Raw genomic sequence first — 14,364 nt, 5'->3', positions numbered from 1 at the left:
TAGCCGGTCGGGTTGTGGCAGCAGGCGTGCAGCACGACCACGGTGCCGGCCGGGGCGGCGTTGAGCGCGGCCAGCATGCCGTCGAAGTCGATGCCGCGCTTGGCGGCGTCGTAGTAGGGGTAGCTCTCGACCTCGAAACCGGCGTTGGTGAACAGCGCGCGGTGGTTTTCCCAGCTCGGGTCGCTGATCAGCACCTTGGCGGCGGGGTTGAGCTTCTTGAGGAAGTCGGCGCCGACCTTGAGGCCGCCGGTGCCGCCGATGGCCTGGATCGTGGCCACGCGGCCCGAGGTCACGGGTTCGCTGTCGGCGCCGAAGACCAGCACCTTGACGGCGTTGTCGTACGCCGCGATGCCGTCGCCGAAGCCCTGGTAGGCGATGTCCAGGAACGGGATGAGCCGGCGCGCCTTGACCACCTCGACCACCTTGGTCCACTGGTCGGCGGTCAGGTCCACGCCCGTGGGGTTGTGGCAGCAGGCGTGCAGCACGACCACCGTGCCGGCGGGGTAGCTTTCCAGCGCCGCGATCATGCCGGCGAAGTTCACGCCATGCGTGGCCGCATCGTAATAGGGGTAGTTGACGACTTCGAAGCCGGCATATTCGAACAGCGCGCGGTGGTTTTCCCAGCTCGGGTCGCTGATGGCGACCTTGGCCTGGGGAACCAGCCGCTTCAGGAAGTCGGCGCCGATCTTCAGCGCGCCCGTGCCGCCCAGGCTCTGGGCGGTCAGGACCCGGCCCGCGGCGATCAGCGGGGAATCGGCACCCAGCAGCAGTTCCTGCACCGCGCGGTTATAGCCCGGCAGGCCCTCGATGGGCAGGTAGCCGCGCGCCGCGGCGGCGTCGATGCGCGCCTGCTCGGCCTTGCGCACCGCTTTCAGGAGGGGGATCCGGCCTTCGTCGTTGTAGTACACGCCCACGCCGAGATTGACCTTGTTGCTGCGGGTGTCGGCGTTGAATTGTTCGGTAAGGCCCAGAATGGGGTCGCGAGGGGCCAGTTCTACGGCGGCGAAGAGCGAAGTCATGAAAAGCGTCCGTTAAGCGCGCAGGGTTGAAGGAAGAAGTGGTGCGGAGGATAATGGCAGGTTGGTTTTTACAATGCGAAATCCATCGGGCCCGGAACTCTGGGACCCTTTCGCTGCCGAAGTTTTCCTGATGAAACAAGAGTCTAGCATGCAGACTACGCCTTCCGAAGGGCTGAACGAGGCCGCTGAAGACGCGGCCGGGAAGGCCGCGCAAGGGCTGCGCGATGACGTCGCCCTGGTGGCGGCAGCGGCCGACGCGCAAGGGTTCGAGCCGCGTTTCGTCACCTACGACGGCAGTCCGTTCCAGCTCTACCAGCCTTATCCGCCCGCCGGCGACCAGCCGACCGCCATCGGCCAGTTGTGCGAAGGCATCGAAGACGGCCTGATGTACCAGACCCTGCTGGGCGTGACCGGCTCGGGCATGACCTACACCATGGCCAACGTGATCGCCCGCATGGGCCGCCCGGCCATCGTGCTGGCGCCCAACAAGACGCTGGCCGCCCAGCTCTACGCCGAGATGCGGGAGTTCTTCCCGCGCAACGCGGTCGAGTACTTCGTCTCGTACTACGACTATTACCAGCCCGAAGCCTACGTGCCGACGCGCGATCTCTTCATCGAGAAGGACTCGTCCATCAACGAGCACATCGAACAGATGCGTTTGTCGGCCACCAAGAGCCTGCTGGAACGCCGCGACACCATCATCGTGGCCAGCGTCTCGTGCATCTACGGTATCGGCAACCCCGACGACTACCACGACATGGTGATGATGCTGCGCACCGGCGACCGCATGGGGCAGCGCGACATCATCGCCCGCCTGGTGGCCATGCAGTACACGCGCAACGACACGGAGTTCATGCGCGGCACCTTCCGCGTCCGGGGCGAGCTGATCGACGTCTTCCCGGCCGAGCACGCCGAACTGGCCCTGCGCATCACGCTGTTCGACGACGAGGTCGAGACCCTGGAGCTGTTCGACCCGCTGACCGGCAAGGTGCGGCAGAAGATCCTGCGCTTCGCGGTCTACCCGGGGTCGCACTACGTTACGCCGCGCGCCACCGTGCTGCGCGCGATCGACACCATCAAGCAGGAACTGCGCGAGCGCGCCCGCTACTTCGTCGACAACGGCCAGCTGGTCGAGGCCCAGCGCCTGGAGCAGCGCACCCGCTTCGACCTGGAGATGCTGCAGGAGCTGGGGTTCTGCAAGGGGATCGAGAACTACTCGCGCCATTTGTCCGGCGCCAAGCCGGGCGATCCGCCGCCGACGCTGGTGGACTACCTGCCGCACGACGCCCTGATGATCATCGACGAGAGCCACGTCACGGTCGGGCAGGTCGGCGCCATGTACAAGGGCGACCGCTCGCGCAAGGAGACCCTGGTCGAGTTCGGCTTCCGGCTGCCCTCGGCGATGGACAACCGGCCGCTGCGCTTCGAGGAGTGGGAAGAGCGTGCGCCGCGCACGATCTTCGTCTCGGCCACGCCCGGTCCGTACGAGCGCCAGCATTCGGACGGCAACGTGGTCGAGCTGGTCGTGCGGCCGACCGGTCTGATCGACCCGGAGGTCGAGATCCGCCCGGCGCGCAGCCAGGTCGACGATCTGCTGTCGGAGGCCAATGCGCGCATCGCGATGGGCGACCGCGTGCTGGTCACGACGCTGACCAAGCGCATGGCCGAGAACCTCACCGAATACCTGGAGGAACACGGCGTCCGCGTGCGCTACCTGCATTCGGACATCGAGACGGTCGAGCGCGTCGAGATCATCCGCGACCTGCGCCTGGGCAAGTTCGACGTGCTGGTCGGCATCAACCTGCTGCGCGAGGGCCTGGACATGCCCGAGGTCTCGCTGGTCGCGATCCTCGACGCCGACAAGGAGGGCTTCCTGCGCTCGACCGGCTCGCTGATCCAGACGATCGGCCGCGCCGCGCGCAATCTGCGCGGCAAGGCGATCCTCTACGCCGACGTGGTCACGCGCTCGATGCAGGCGGCGATCGACGAGACCGATCGCCGCCGCAGCAAGCAGGTCGAGTACAACACGACGCACGGGATCACGCCCAAGTCGGTGCAGCGGCGCATCGTCGACATCATGGAAGGCGCGCGCGCCGAACCCGAGGAGGGCGGCCGCAGCGGCAAGGGCCGCGGCCGCGGCGCGGCTGCCGCGCGCAAGGTGGCCGAGCCGGCCGAGGACTACCGGGCGCTGTCGCCGGATCAGCTCGCCGCGCGCATCAAGCAGCTCGAGGCGCGCATGTACAAGCACGCCCAGGATCTGGAATTCGAGGACGCTGCGCGGCTGCGCGACCAGATCCACACGCTGCGCGAGCGGGCGCTGATCGGCTGAACCGCCGTCGCGCGCCGGTCCGCGCGGCCGCGGGGCGGGCGAGCGGGCGTGCCGGCCGTTCGGTAAACTGCCGGCCCGCTTTCGCCTCCTGTCCGACGCACCGATGACCGTACGCACGCGCTTCGCCCCCAGTCCCACCGGCTACCTGCACATCGGCGGCGCGCGCACTGCGCTGTACTGCTGGCTGGAGGCGCGCCATCGCGGCGGGCAGTTCGTGCTGCGCATCGAGGACACCGATCGCGAGCGCTCGACCGACGCGGCCGTGCAGGCGATCCTCGACGGCATGAGCTGGCTCGGTCTCGACCACGACGAGGGCCCGTACTACCAGACGCTGCGCATGGACCGCTACCGCCAGGCCGCCGAGGATCTGGTCCGGGCCGGCAAGGCCTACTACGCCTACGAGACCAAGGAGGAGATCGAGGCGATGCGCAACGCGGCGATCGCGGCCGGCGCCAAGCCGCGCTACAACGGCTACTACCGCGAGCGCAACGAGCCGTTCCGCGACGATCCGAACCGCGTGATCCGCTTCAAGAACCCGACCGCCGGCAGCGTCGTGTTCGAAGACAAGGTCAAGGGCCGCATCGAGTGGCGCAACGACGAGCTCGACGATCTGGTGATCTTCCGCTCGGACGGCTACCCGACCTACAACTTCGCGGTCGTCGTCGACGACATCGACATGCGCATCACCGAAGTGATCCGCGGCGACGACCACGTCAACAACACGCCGCGGCAGATCAACATCTATCGCGCGCTCGAGGCCGAGGCGCCGGTGTTCGCGCATCTGCCGATGATCCTCGGGCCCGACGGCCAGAAGCTCAGCAAGCGGCACGGCGCGGTCAGCGTGATGCAGTACCGCGACGACGGCTTCCTGCCGCATGCGCTGCTGAACTACCTGGTCCGGCTCGGCTGGTCGCACGGCGACCAGGAGATCTTCTCGCGCGAGCAGATGATCGAGCTGTTCGACGTCGGCGACGTCAATCATTCGGCGGCGCGCTTCGATACCGAGAAGCTGGCCTGGCTGAACCAGCAGTACCTCAAGAACGACGATCCGCTGGAACTGGTCTCGCATTTCGTCTGGCATCTGCGCGCGGCCGGCATCGATCCCGACTCGGGCCCCGAGCCCGCCGACGTGATCGTCGCGCTGCGCGAGCGCGCGCAGACGCTCAAGGAGATGGCCGAGAAGGCGCGCGTCTGGTACGCGCCGCTGACCGCCTACGAGGACACGGCCGTCGCCAAGCACCTGAAGACCGCAACCGCGGTGCCGGCGCTGACCGCGGTGCACGCGCGCATCGCGGCGCTGCCGGAGTGGACGGTCGAGGCCGTCCACGGCGCGATCCAGGACGCCGCCGGCGCGATCGGCGAGGGCATCGGCAAGGTCGCCCAGCCGCTGCGCGTCGCGATCACCGGCACCCAGGTATCGCCGTCGATCGACCAGACCGTGTTCCTGGCCGGCCGCGACGAAGCATTGCGCCGCATCGACGCGGCGGTCGCGCGCGCGCAGGCCGGCTAGCGATGCCTGCCGCGGCGTCAGCTGCGATGAAACAGCCGCGCCGGCTGCGGATGCGCGGCGTGAGGCCGGAGGCCGCACGATGACGACCGAATGCACGCTGGCGGCGCTGAACCGGCTCGATCGCGAGGATTACGAGGCGGTCCAGCAGCTGCTCGATACCTGCACGGCGACGCTGCTCGATCCGGCGCTGTGGATCTGGATGATCGGCCTGACGCTGCTGTGCATGCTGATCGGCGCGTTGATCGGCTGGCCGCGCGGCCGCTTCTGGGCCGGCCTGCTGTGGGGCGCGCTGCTCGGCCCGATCGGCTGGCTGATCGTCGGCTTCTCGAAGCCGAACCTGCCCGAGTGCCCCGAATGCGGCCACCGCAACGCGCGCAGCGCCAAGGTCTGCCGCGGCTGCGGCGTCGACCTGCGCAGGGCCGGTCAGCGTTCGCAGCGCTCGGTGACGCGCGGTCAGAGCGCCGGCAAGGGTTGGTAGCGGGCCCGGGTGGTACCATGTCGGCTGCCATGTCCATGCCAGCCAGCCAGCGCCACGGCCGCCACGAGCACCGTCACGACGCCAGCGCCTACGTCAAGGCCGTCTCCTCCACCTGCGATCTGCGCGGATTGCGGCTGACGCCGCTGCGGCTGCGCGTGCTCGAGCTGGTCGCCGCCTCGCCGAAGCCGGCCAAGGCCTACGACCTGCTCGACCAGCTCAAGGACGAGCACAGCGGCGCGGCGCCGCCGACGGTCTATCGCGCGCTGGATTTCCTGCTCGAGAACGGCTTCATCCACAAGCTGGCCTCGATCAACGCGTTCGTCAGCTGCCACCATCCGAACGAGGCGCACCAGGTGCCGTTCCTGATCTGCGACGTCTGCTCGGCGGCGATCGAGGTCTGCGACGAGCGCGTCTCGCGCCTGCTGAGCCTGCAGGCCAGGGAACACGGCTTCCGGCCGTCCGGCCAGACGCTGGAGGTGCACGGCACCTGCGCGGACTGCGCCGGGCACTGATCGATCCGCCGCGCGGTCGATCGCGCCGGTCGCGCATCGGGGGCCTCTGGCGGCAGCGCATAAGCGCCGTGCGCGGTATCGATAGGCGCGCCGCTGCAGCCTCTGCCGTCTTCAAGGCATCCCGGGGCTTTCCGACACGCGGACGTACGCTGGCTGAGCCCCGGCGTGTTTCGCGCCAGGGCGCCGACCCGAAGGCCTGCCGCGGCGATTGAAACGCCGCACCCGGACGCGAGCCGGGCACGGCGTGATCGCCGCCGTCGGTCTGCTCAGAAGAACGCGCGCACGCCGAACAGCACCGAGCGGCCCGGCAGCGGCGCCACGTCCTTGATGTAGGACGTCGCCAGGCGTGCGGTCTGGTTGGTCAGATTGCTGCCGTTCGCGAACAGCTCGACGCTGTTGCGATCGTCGTTGTGCACGGTCCAGGCGACGTTGGCGTCGACCAGGGTGAAGCCGGCGGTCGAGGTCTCGTAGGCCGCGGTGCGGTCCTGGTCGAAGTAGTGCACGGCACCGAGGCTGGCACGCACCAGATCGTTGTTCCAGCGGATCGCACTGCCGACGCGCGCGGCCGGGATGCGCGGCAGGTTGCCGCCTCCGTCGTCGAGGCGGGCGCGCACGGTGTCGCCCCAGACGCGCAGGTCCCAGTGCCCGGCCGGACTGCGTGCCAGGTGGAACGTGGCCTCGGCCTCGACGCCGTGGAAGCGCGCATCGGCCTGCGTCCACTGGCGCACCGGAAGGCCATCCTCTTCGCTGCCGGTGTCGGCCAGGTAGATGTAGTCGTCGAAGCGGTTGACGTAGGCGGCGAGCTTGGCCTCGACGAACTCGCTGTGATAGTGGAATCCGAGCTCGAGCTGGTTGGACGTCTCCTTGTCCAGATGCGCGTCGCCGACCTCCCAGGTGCTGGTCGCGACGTGCGGGCCGTCGGCGAACAGCTCTTCCTCGGCCGGCGCGCGCTGCGCGCGGTCGAGGTTGAGCTTCAGATGCCAGGCGTCGGAGAGGCGCCAGCCGGCACCGAGCGAGACGCTGGTCGAGGTGAACTCGCGCTGGCCGATCGCGTGATCGTCGTGATCGTCGTCGCCGCCACCGTGGTCATGGTCGTGATCGTGCTCGACGGCCGCCGGATCCAGCTTGGTGCGGTCCACGCGGGCGCCCCATTCGAGCGTCAGCCGGTCCCAGTCGCGCTGTTCGGTCAGAAACAGACCGAGGTTGTCGCTGCGCGTCGGCGGCACGAACGCCTCCTCTCCGATCGCATCGAAGTGGCGGTTGGTGCCCTGCAGACCGAACGCGCCGCGCCAGCCGGCCAGCGGCGCATGCACGAGCTCGACGCGCGCCTCGTTGGTATCGGCGAAGAACTGCGTACCGGTCAGGCCGTTCTCGAATTCGGTATGGTCGTAGACGGTGCGCGCGAACGCCACGCGCAGCGTCTCGATGCCGGCGAACGGCGAATTGAACCCGCCCTTGACGTCGTAGCGGGTCTGGCGCATGCCGATCGTGACGTTCTCTTCCTCGTGATCGTCCTCGCCGGTCAGCGCCTGCGCCTGCGCATGTTCGTGGTCGTGATCGTGATCGTGATCGTGCGCGCCGTTGGGCACGCCGTAGTCGGTCAGGAAGCGCGAGACCGAGGCGCCGAAGAAGCCCCAGTCGCCGAACGTCGAGCCGCCGATCGCGCCGCTGCGCGTCTTGACCGCGCTGTTCTCGAGCACGCCGTCGGGCGTGTCGTAGTCGCCGGTTTCGCGATACAGGCCGTCGACGTGCAGCGCATAGTGCGTGCCGCCGGCGTCGAGACGCGCCATGCCGGTGCCGCCGTCGGAGACGCTGTCCCAGTTGATCTCGGCGCGGCCGGTCGCGCCGTTGGCCGGTGCCGATTCGGGAATGCGGCCGTCGGCGAGATTGACGACGCCGCCGATCGCGCCAGGTCCGTAGAGCAGTGTGCGCGGTCCCTTGAGCACCTCGATCTGGTCGGCCAGGAACGGCTCCAGCGTGACCGCATGATCCTGGCTGACATTGGACACGTCGGCCGCGCTCATGCCGTCGCTGAGCACGCTGACGCGCGGTCCGTCGAGTCCGCGCACGACCGGCCGGCCGACGCCGGGCCCGAAATACGTGGTCTGTACGCCCGGCAGGGTCGCGACGACGCCACCCAGCGTCGTCGTGCGTGCATCGTCCAGTTCGGCACCGCTCAGCACGGCGACCGGGGCGATGACCTGATCGCTGCTCTGGCGCAGCGGCGAGGCGCGCACGACGATCGCCTCGAGCTGCTCGTCGTGATGGCGGCCTTCGTCGGCGCCGGAATCGGGGGTGGCGTTGGGCGTGGCGGCGGTGTCGGCCGCCTGGAGCGGTGCGGCGGCCAGCGCCGCGGTGATGCTGAGGACGAGGAGCGTGCGGTTCATGGGCGTTCGGCGTCGGTGGATGAGGAAGAGGCGAGGGGCGCCCGGGGCCGGGCACCGTTCCGCGATACCGGCCGTCCGCAGTGTGAAGGCTTCGTGCCTGGCGGCCGTTGTCGATATGTTATACCATAACAAAATGACCGAGCGACCCGCAATGCAGGAAGTCATGCCGCCGACATCGGGCGGCGGCGCATCCAACCCGTGTTATGTTGTTGCACCTATGAGCGAACCCGGCTCCGAACCCGATACCGCCGCCTCGATCACCCGCGTCGCCGACCGCGTCGGTGCGACCGCCTCGTTCCTGTGTGCGGTGCACTGTGCGCTGCTGCCGCTGCTGGTCGCGGTGCTGCCGGCGGTCGGTCTGGGCTTCCTCGCCGATCACGGTTTCGAGCGCGGCTTCGTCGTGTTCGCGGTGATCCTGGCGTTCTCGACGATGATCGCCGGCTTCCGCCGTCATCATCATCTGCGCGCGTTCTGGTTCCTGATTCCGGGCGTGCTGCTGCTGCTGACCGGCGTCGTGATCGATCCTCACCACGCCGGCGCCCTGCACGCGGTGCTGCTGGCCTGCGGCGGCACCCTGGTCGCCGCCGCGCACCTGATCAATCTGCGTCTGGGCCACTGGGGACACGTCCACGACGCCTACTGCCGGCATTGAGCGGCCTACGCATCGCGATTGTGTAACGCCGGCCGCGGCGGTCAGAATGCGCGCCGCATGAATGCGCATCCTTCCGATCCCGGCCGGTGCGGTCAGGAGCCCGACGGGCCCGCTCACGACGCTCACGAGCACGCCGGCCGCGACGAGCACGCCGGCCATGGTCACGATCGGCATGCGCACGATCACGATCACCACGACCCCGCCGAGCGCGCACGCGGCCTGCTGGCCGGCGGCGCGCGCGCGCGCAAGCTGCTGTTCGCGTTCGGCCTGACCACGATCACCCTGGTCGCCGAGGCGGTCGGCGGTATCCTGTCCGGTTCGCTGGCCCTGCTCGCCGACGCGGCGCACATGCTGGTCGACGCCGCGGCGCTGCTGTTCGCCTGGCTCGGCGTGCTGTTCGCGCGGCGTCCGGCCGACGCGCGGCGCTCGTTCGGCTACGCGCGGCTCGAGGTGCTGGTCGGCTATACCAATGCGCTCTCGCAGATCCTGCTGGTCGCGTGGATCCTGTTCGAGGCGGCGCACCGCTTCCTCGACCCGCAGCCGATCCTGTCCGGCACGATGCTGGCGGTCGCCGTGATCGGCCTGGCCGTCAATGCCGTCGTGCTGGGAGTGCTCGGCGGCCACGACCACGATGACGTCAACACGGCCGGTGCCCGCCTGCACGTGATTGGCGACCTGCTCGGCTCGGTCGGCGCGGTGACCGCGGCGATCCTGGTGCGCTGGCTCGACTGGCTCTGGGCCGACCCGGCGATCTCGGTGCTGGTCTCGCTGCTGATCCTCAACAGTGCCTGGCGCCTGCTGCGGCGCTGCGCGCACATCCTGCTCGAGGGCGTGCCCGAAGGCGTCGAGGTGGCTGCGGTCACCGAGCGGGTCGAGCGCGAGGTCGCCGAGGTCGTCGGTGTGCACCACGTACACGTCTGGCAGCTGGCCGGCGGCAGTCGTCTGGCGACGCTGCACGCGCGCCTGGCCGACGGAGCGGCCGCGGACCGGGCGGTGCAGGCGATCGAGGAGCTGCTGTCGGCCCGCTTCGGCATCCGCCACGCGACGATCCAGGTCGAGACCGGCGGCTGCCGGCACCACGGCTGCGCGCCGTTGCCGCCGGGTGCCGGCTGAGCGCCGCTTTGCGATCAGCCGCGACGCTGCTATTCTTAGCGGCTTTCGCCAACCAGTATTCCAGGAGTCCCTGATGGGCCGTGGTGACCGTAAGACCCGCAAGGGAAAGATTGCCATCCGCAGCTACGGCAACGTCCGTCCGCACGCCGCCAAGCCGGCCGGCGCGACCGCGGCGCCGAAGCCGGTAGCCAAGGTGGCCGCCAAGAAGACGGCGGCGCCGGCGCGCAAGACGGCAGCCAAGAAGAGCGCCTGATCGGCCCCTCCGCCTCGCGGCGGACCGATGGTCGTGAAAATCCCCGCCTTGGCGGGGATTTTTCTTTTGTAGGCTACGAACCCGCCTTGGCGGGGATTTTTCTTTTATCAAGTTGCGAGCCCGCCTTGGCGGGGATTTTTCTTTTGTGCAGGGCACGAGCCCGCCTCCCGGGGATCGGGCCCGGACCGTTCTTCTCCGGGCCCGATGCCGGCACCGTGCGCGCAGGCGTGCGGTCGGACGTCGGCCCGCCTCGTCAGCCTTGATCGTCCGGGAAACCGGGCGTCCCTGCCATCCGCGACGGCGCCGCCGCGCGCGAACCGGCCCGAAGTCGATGTCGGGAGTCGCGGGTCGCGGGATTCAGGTGGCGCGGCAAGCGCGCGCCGGCTCCGATCAGCGCCCGGCCGTGCGCGTCGTCGGGTCCGAGGCGAGCCAGGCCGCGGCGCTGGCGCGGCCCTGGTCGCGCAACTGTTCGAGAAACGCCAGGCGCGTATTGATGCGGCTCTCGAGCTGATAGCCCTCGAGCGATTCGCCCGGTTCGATCAGATGCGTGCGCAGGGTCTTGAAGCGGCGGCCGAGCCAGGTCAGCGGATAGGCATCGGCCAGCGCCTCGCGCGCGCGGCGCAAGGCTTCCAGCTCGCGCAGAAAGGTGGTCGAGAAGCTGAGCTCGGCGACGCGCGTGGCGATCTCGGGCGGCGTGACCGGTGGGCGCGTACGCGACAGCGGCTGCACCAGCACGCAGAGCACGTCCTCGCAGCCGTGGCGGTAGAACAGCGGCTCGAGCGCCGGATTGCCGGCCCAGCCGCCGTCCCAGTAGTGTTCGCCGCCGATCTCGACCGCCGGGAACAGCTGCGGCAGACAGGTCGACGCGAGCACGGCCTCGACGCCGAGCTGGTCGCCCGAGAACAGCGCCAACGCGCCGTCGCGTACGCGGGTCGCGGCGAGGTAGAGCGTGAACGGCGCCTCGCGGCGCAGCCGCGGAAAATCGAACAGCTGCTCGGCGATGTCGCGGATCGGATTGAGGCCGAGCGGATTGAACTGCTCCGGCGTCCAGTAGCGACCGAGGCCGAGCAGGGTGTCGCGCCCGCCGGGTGCGATCTGGAATGCCCATCGCGTCAGGCTGGTGCGGTTGGCGGTGTGCTCCCAGAGCGCGCGCAGACAGGCGCGCGCGCCCTCGCGCCCGCCGTCCAGCCAGCCCTGCGCCAGTGCCAGTGCGTTGAGCGCGCCGCTGCTGGTCGCGCTGACCGCCTCGACCGTGAAATCGGCCTCCTCGAGCAGGCGATCGAGCACGCCCCAGGTGAACGCGCCGTGCGCGCCGCCGCCCTGCAGCGCGAGTGCCAGCGGCGGCAGGCGCGCGCTCATGCGATGCGCGTTCCGCCGGCGTAGACCGCGGTGGCCAGCGCGCCGCCGATCCAGTAGCACAGCTCGGCCGGGCGCTGCACCGGCCACAGCACGAAGTCGGCGCGCTGGCCGGCCGCCAGCGTGCCGCGATCGGCGAGGCCGAGCGCGCGCGCGGCATGCACGGTCGCGCCGCGCAGCGCTTCCTCGGGCGTCAGCCGGAACAGCGTGCAGGCCATGTTCATCGCCAGGCGCAGCGACAGCAGCGGCGAAGTGCCGGGATTGAGATCGCTGGCGACCGCCATCGGCACGCCGTGGCGGCGCAGCGCGTCGATCGGCGGCAGCTGGGTGTCGCGCAGCGCATAGAACGCGCCCGGCAGCAGCACGGCGACCGTACCGGCCGCGGCCATCGCCTGCACGCCGGCCTCGCTGCTGTGTTCGACGTGGTCGGCCGACAGACCGCCGAACTCGGCCGCGAGCGCGGCGCCGCCGAGGTCGGACAGCTGGTCGGCGTGCAGCTTGACCGGCAGGCCGAGCGCGCGCGCGCGCTCGAACACGCGGCGCGTCTGCGCCGGCGAGAACGCGATCTTCTCGCAGAACGCGTCGACCGCATCGGCCAGGCCCTCGGCGGCGATCGCCGGCAGCATGACCTCGCAGACGTGGTCGACGTAGTCGTCGCCGCGACCGGCGAACTCGGGCGGCACGGCATGCGCGCCGAGAAATGTGGTGCGAACCTCGACGCCGCTCGACGTGCCGAGACGCCGCGCGACGCGCAGCATCTTGCGCTCGCCGGCCAGGTCCAGGCCGTAGCCGGACTTGATCTCGACCGTGGTCACGCCGTCGGCGACGAGCCGCCGCAGGCGGCCGAGCGATGCGCCGAGCAGCGCGTCCTCGCCGGCCTCGCGCGTCGCGCGCACGGTCGAGGCGATGCCGCCGCCGGCGCGCGCGATTTCCTCGTAGCTTGCGCCGGCCAGGCGCAGCTCGAACTCGTGCGCGCGGTCGCCGCCGAACACCAGATGGGTGTGGCAGTCGATCAGGCCCGGCGTGATCCAGGCGCCGTTCGCCGAGCCGACCTCGCGCGCCAGCGAGGCGGCGGGGCCGGGCAGATCGGCGGCCGGCCCGGCATGGACGATGCGGCCGTCCTGCCAGCCGATCGCGGCGTCCTCGACGGCCCCGTAGGGCTGGCCGTTGTCGCTCAACGTGGCCAGGCGCGCGTCGAGCAGCAGTCCGTCCCACGGCGCTTGCGAAGTTCGATGGGTCATCGGCCGAGTATATCGGTCGATCATCGCAACGCCTGCATCGAGCGGCATGTCAGAATCGGCGCCCGCCTCGCGTTCGGAGTTCGATGATCATGCATGTGCTCAACGGGTTCGCCGACCGGATCTGGACGCCGCGGGGCTGGATCGCCGATGCCGAGGTCCGCTGCGGCGCGGGCGGCCTGGAGATCGCATCCGGCGCCGCCGTTCCGTCCGGCGCCGAGCGCCTGGGGCGCTGGGTGCTGCCGGGCCTGGCGAATCTGCATTCGCATGCGTTCCAGCGCGCGATGGCCGGTCTCGCCGAGCGCCAGGGCAATGCCGAGGACAGCTTCTGGACCTGGCGCGAGGTGATGTACGCGTTCGCCGGCCGCATCGGGACCGAGGCGCTGCGCGCGATCGCCGCGCAGCTCTACGTCGAGATGCTCAAGGCCGGCTACACGCGGGTGTGCGAGTTCCACTATCTGCACCACCGGCCCGACGGCGCGCCGTACGCCGACCCGGCCGAGATGGCGCTGGCGCTGATCGAAGCCGCGCGCGAGACTGGCATCGGCCTGACCCTGCTGCCGACGCTGTATCTGACCGGCGGCTTCGACGGCCGTGCGCTCGGTCCGCGCCAGGTGCGCTTCGGCCACTCGGTCGACGCGTTCCTGCGCCTCGTCGAGCGGCTGCGCGCGCTGGAGTCGGACCGCCTGAACGTCGGCATCGCCCTGCATTCGCTGCGCGCGGTGCCGCCGGAGGCGCTGGCCGCCGTGCTCGCGTCCGAGCCGGCGCGGCAGGGTCCGATCCACATCCACATCGCCGAGCAGATCGGCGAGGTGCAGGACTGCCTGTCGCTGCGCGGCGCGCGGCCGGTCGACTGGCTGCTCGACCATGCCGCCGTCGACGCGCGCTGGTGCCTGGTCCATGCGACGCATCTGACCGAACGCGAGACCGACCGGCTGGCCGCCAGCGGCGCGGTCGCCGGCCTGTGCCCGACCACCGAGGCCAATCTCGGCGACGGCCTGTTTCCGCTCAAGCGCTATCTCGCGGCCGGCGGTGCGTTCGGCATCGGCTCGGACAGCCACATCTCGGTGTCGCCGGTCGAGGAACTGCGCTGGCTCGAGTACGGCCAGCGTCTGACCGCGCACCGGCGCAACGTCGCGGTCGCGCCGGAACAGCCGAGCACCGGCGAGCGGCTGTTCGGCAGCGCCTGGGCCGGCGGCCTGCAGGCGGCCGGACTCGGCGGCGCCGGATCGCGGCCGGGCGACGATCTGCTGGTGCTCGACGAGGATGCGCCGCTGCTGGCCGGGCGTGACGCCGAGCATTTGCTCGATACCTGGCTGTTCGCCGGCAACGTGCCGCTGGTGCGCCACGTGCACAGCGGCGGGCGCTGGCTCGTGCGCGACTTCCACCACCGCGACGAGGAGCGGATCGCCGCGGCGTATCGCAGCGCGGTCACGGCGCTGCGCGCGGACTGAAGCCCCGCTCCGTCACGGGCGATCCAATCGCGCGTGCTACCATCGGCGCGTTTGGCCATCCAA

The 14,364-nt window shown here is 70.2% G+C and carries 12 protein-coding genes; 8 read left to right on the top strand and 4 right to left on the bottom strand.

What is annotated here, in order from left to right:
* On the bottom strand, positions 1–1,019 hold a 1,019-nt coding region (locus tag VMR06_RS16090; RefSeq protein WP_325378156.1), incomplete at its 3' end, for an aminotransferase class I/II-fold pyridoxal phosphate-dependent enzyme.
* A gap of 148 nt (positions 1,020–1,167) precedes the next feature.
* On the opposite strand from VMR06_RS16090, the gene uvrB reads away from it, so the two are divergent.
* The 4 genes from uvrB (at position 1,168) to VMR06_RS16070 (ending at position 5,848) form a co-directional block, all read left to right on the top strand.
* Complete coding sequence (gene uvrB, locus VMR06_RS16085) at positions 1,168–3,348, top strand: excinuclease ABC subunit UvrB (protein WP_325378154.1); 2,181 nt, start codon at positions 1,168–1,170, stop codon at positions 3,346–3,348.
* 103 nt (positions 3,349–3,451) lie between these two features.
* Positions 3,452–4,858 carry a glutamate--tRNA ligase gene (gltX, locus tag VMR06_RS16080; RefSeq protein WP_325378152.1) on the top strand — a complete coding sequence of 469 codons (1,407 nt, stop codon included), beginning with the start codon at positions 3,452–3,454 and terminating at the stop codon, positions 4,856–4,858.
* A gap of 79 nt (positions 4,859–4,937) precedes the next feature.
* Positions 4,938–5,336 carry a zinc ribbon domain-containing protein gene (locus VMR06_RS16075; RefSeq protein ID WP_325378150.1) on the top strand — a complete coding sequence of 133 codons (399 nt, stop codon included), beginning with the start codon at positions 4,938–4,940 and terminating at the stop codon, positions 5,334–5,336.
* 29 nt (positions 5,337–5,365) lie between these two features.
* Complete coding sequence (locus tag VMR06_RS16070) at positions 5,366–5,848, top strand: Fur family transcriptional regulator (protein ID WP_325378148.1); 483 nt, start codon at positions 5,366–5,368, stop codon at positions 5,846–5,848.
* Between the two features lie 266 nt (positions 5,849–6,114).
* Here the strand turns inward: VMR06_RS16070 and VMR06_RS16065 are convergent, their stop codons facing one another.
* Positions 6,115–8,235 carry a TonB-dependent receptor gene (locus tag VMR06_RS16065; protein WP_325378147.1) on the bottom strand — a complete coding sequence of 707 codons (2,121 nt, stop codon included), beginning with the start codon at positions 8,233–8,235 and terminating at the stop codon, positions 6,115–6,117.
* Between the two features lie 217 nt (positions 8,236–8,452).
* Here VMR06_RS16065 and VMR06_RS16060 point away from each other — a divergent pair, with 217 nt between their 5' ends.
* The 3 genes from VMR06_RS16060 (at position 8,453) to VMR06_RS16050 (ending at position 10,253) form a co-directional block, all read left to right on the top strand.
* Complete coding sequence (locus VMR06_RS16060; RefSeq protein ID WP_325378145.1) at positions 8,453–8,887, top strand: MerC domain-containing protein; 435 nt, start codon at positions 8,453–8,455, stop codon at positions 8,885–8,887.
* A 57-nt stretch (positions 8,888–8,944) separates the two neighbouring features.
* Complete coding sequence (locus tag VMR06_RS16055) at positions 8,945–10,000, top strand: cation diffusion facilitator family transporter (protein ID WP_325378143.1); 1,056 nt, start codon at positions 8,945–8,947, stop codon at positions 9,998–10,000.
* Between the two features lie 73 nt (positions 10,001–10,073).
* On the top strand, positions 10,074–10,253 hold the full coding sequence (locus VMR06_RS16050) for a 30S ribosomal protein THX (protein WP_325378141.1): 180 nt from the start codon (positions 10,074–10,076) through the stop codon (positions 10,251–10,253).
* 390 nt (positions 10,254–10,643) lie between these two features.
* Here VMR06_RS16050 and VMR06_RS16045 read toward each other — a convergent pair whose 3' ends face one another.
* Positions 10,644–11,612: a patatin-like phospholipase family protein gene (locus VMR06_RS16045; RefSeq protein WP_325378139.1), complete on the bottom strand. Its 969-nt coding sequence runs from the start codon at positions 11,610–11,612 to the stop codon at positions 10,644–10,646.
* A complete protein-coding gene (gene hutI / locus VMR06_RS16040) occupies positions 11,609–12,850 on the bottom strand; it encodes an imidazolonepropionase (protein ID WP_325378137.1) in 1,242 nt (413 codons plus the stop codon). Before hutI ends, VMR06_RS16045 begins: the two co-directional genes overlap by 4 nt.
* 83 nt (positions 12,851–12,933) lie before the next feature.
* Here hutI and VMR06_RS16035 point away from each other — a divergent pair, with 83 nt between their 5' ends.
* Positions 12,934–14,301, top strand: coding sequence for a formimidoylglutamate deiminase (locus VMR06_RS16035; protein ID WP_325378135.1), 1,368 nt, complete (start codon positions 12,934–12,936; stop codon positions 14,299–14,301).
* The last annotated feature ends 63 nt before the right edge of the window (positions 14,302–14,364 follow it).

The organism is Dokdonella sp., from assembly GCF_035511235.1.
Lineage (GTDB): Bacteria > Pseudomonadota > Gammaproteobacteria > Xanthomonadales > Rhodanobacteraceae > Dokdonella.
This window is presented reverse-complemented; position numbering and strand designations above follow the sequence as displayed.